This is a genomic window from Streptococcus sp. GMD1S (assembly GCF_000296875.1).
Lineage (GTDB): Bacteria > Bacillota > Bacilli > Lactobacillales > Streptococcaceae > Streptococcus.
Genome location: NZ_AJQY01000480.1, coordinates 1 through 2,155, shown reverse-complemented (window position 1 = coordinate 2,155; position 2,155 = coordinate 1). Strand labels below are relative to the sequence as shown.

Sequence of the window (2,155 nt, the reverse complement as noted above, 5' to 3'; positions counted from 1 at the left end):
GGCACAAAGACCGTACGAGGCACGATGAAGGCAACCTTAGCTGTCATATAATACTGGACAGCAATCGACAAACTACCGTAAGCCTTGGTGTTGGGTTGGGCTGAGATGCGATCTGCCACTTCTTTTTGCATCATAACCACAAACTCGCTAAAAGGAATGCCACTTTCAATCAAGTGCATGAGAATAGGCGTCGTAATGTAGTAAGGCAAGTTGGCTACCACCTTAATGGGCAGGTCAGGATTTTTGAAATTCTGGATATGCTGGGCCAAGTCAACTTTGAGAATGTCCTCGTTGACTACGGTAACATTGTCAAAATCACGTAAAGTATCTGCCAAAATCGGTACCAAACGGTGGTCAATCTCAAAGGCCATAATCTCTGCCGCACGCTCAGCCAAAAACTCCGTCAAAGCACCAATTCCTGGCCCAATTTCAATGACATTAACCTGGTTATCAATTTCAGCCGTATCCACGATCTTTTGAAGAATATTGGTATCCGTCAGGAAATTTTGCCCGAAGGACTTTTTAAATGTAAAACCGTGACGCTCCAGCACTGCCTTGGTCACGCTATAATCTGCAATTCTCATCTATTCTCTTTTCTATAGTTACTACCTCTATTGTAACACATTCCCCTGGTATTTTGGGAGTGCTTAGCTATTATCATAACTTTCCATCACTTCTTCCACTTCGGCCAAGGTCACTCCAAACAGAGTTAAATATCTGAATTTCTTTCCACTATTGAAGCAGTCCATGAAATTTATTTTTCTCATCCTTTATGGATTGTCTCTTGAGAAAGTCAGGTGCTCAAGCAAAGAATAGAGTTTTTCTTGCTCCTCTTCTTCGTAAGCAGGTGCATTTGCTTTTACTTCCTTGCATTTCTCGTCATACAAAAATCCTTCATAGCGATCTTCTGTAGATAAAGCTGTATAAACTTTGGCCATTTCTTCAGGACTAATCGAAAGTTTTGACTTAATTTTATACAGATTTTTCATAAAAGCGCTGAGGTGATTGTAGCGACGCATATCTACTTTGACATTGGTCACACGGATTGCCTGAACCTTGATACCTTCCCAATGTTCTCGCATATAAAGTGACAACATCAACAAGGCCAGTTTATTTTGATAATAGGTCTTAGCAGGACTGTAATGTTTTTGACCAGATAAATTTTCAAAATCAAGTTTCATGAAAGGATAGAGTATCAGCCCTTGAGAAGAAATATTAATAATCCGACCACTCTCAGACTTTTCTAACAAACCTTTCAACAAGATAGAAAGCAAGAAAGGGGCGGCAACATTGGTCGCAAATTGCTTTTCTAAACCATCCTTAGTCAGGATGGGCTTTTTAACTGACAAATCAAAGTCAGCTGCATTGTTAATTAGAACGTCTAGAAAGTCTTCTTTTTGAATATACTGTTCCGCTGCTTCCCTGACACTCTTCATATCAGATAGATCAACCAAGATATAATCTACATGTGGATTTCCTGTCTGTCGACGAATTTCCTCACAAGCTTGCTCCGCAGCTTCTTCCCGTCTACAAAAGAGAGTTACCGACCAGCCTTTTTCAGCCAACTGTTTAGCAACCTGATAACCAATGCCACTATTGCCACCTGTAATAATCACTCTTTTCATTTCTGACTCCCTTGGACTGAATACTTAGCTATCACCTCTTCCACTTCTGCCAAGGTCACTCCAAACAACTCCAACCGCTTGAGCAGCTGTTTTCCATTGGAATAGCCGATGCGGAGCTGTTCGCCTAGATACTCTCGGCGCCTACGACTGTCTGCTCCCGCCAAGAAACCTAGGCGAATCAAGTCACCACGACTGATGTCAAACTCGTTCTCGTTTTCAAATTGCTCTGTCACCTGAGTCAGCGCTGTTTTTAGATCTTCATAGCTGGCGTGTTCGATTCCCAGAGAACGTCCCTTGGACTTAGATTCGGGAACAGCCTCATCTCGCTTGAGAAAGGCATGCTGTACTGTTGGAATGGCCGTCATAATCATGCGACGAATCCGCTCCCCATTAAAATCTGGATCTGTAAAGACAATGACTCCATGCAGTTCATGCAGGCGCTGAATCCGCTCTATATCCTGGTCATTTATTGCAGAACCTCGTGTTTCATAGGTCTCTACATCAAAGTAACGTTTGAGATTGGCCGTATC

3 protein-coding genes are annotated in these 2,155 nt (G+C 42.3%); all 3 read right to left on the bottom strand.

The features are described 5' to 3' along the window. Window positions 1-584 (bottom strand): 16S rRNA (adenine(1518)-N(6)/adenine(1519)-N(6))-dimethyltransferase RsmA (gene rsmA, locus GMD1S_RS11540; RefSeq protein ID WP_001216883.1); only part of this gene is annotated, 584 nt, incomplete at its 3' end. Window positions 585-770: 186 nt separating this feature from the next. Then, a complete protein-coding gene (locus GMD1S_RS11535; RefSeq protein ID WP_000832168.1) occupies window positions 771-1,625 on the bottom strand; it encodes an SDR family NAD(P)-dependent oxidoreductase in 855 nt (284 codons plus the stop codon). Next, a partial coding sequence (gene rnmV / locus GMD1S_RS11530; protein ID WP_000223325.1) for a ribonuclease M5 occupies window positions 1,622-2,155 on the bottom strand: 534 nt, incomplete at its 5' end. The genes rnmV and GMD1S_RS11535, both read right to left, overlap by 4 nt.

Coding starts and splice junctions, on each gene's coding strand:
- GMD1S_RS11535 (WP_000832168.1), bottom strand. CDS start 1,625: ATGAAAAGAGTGATTATTACAGGTGGCAATAGTGGCATTGGTTATCAG.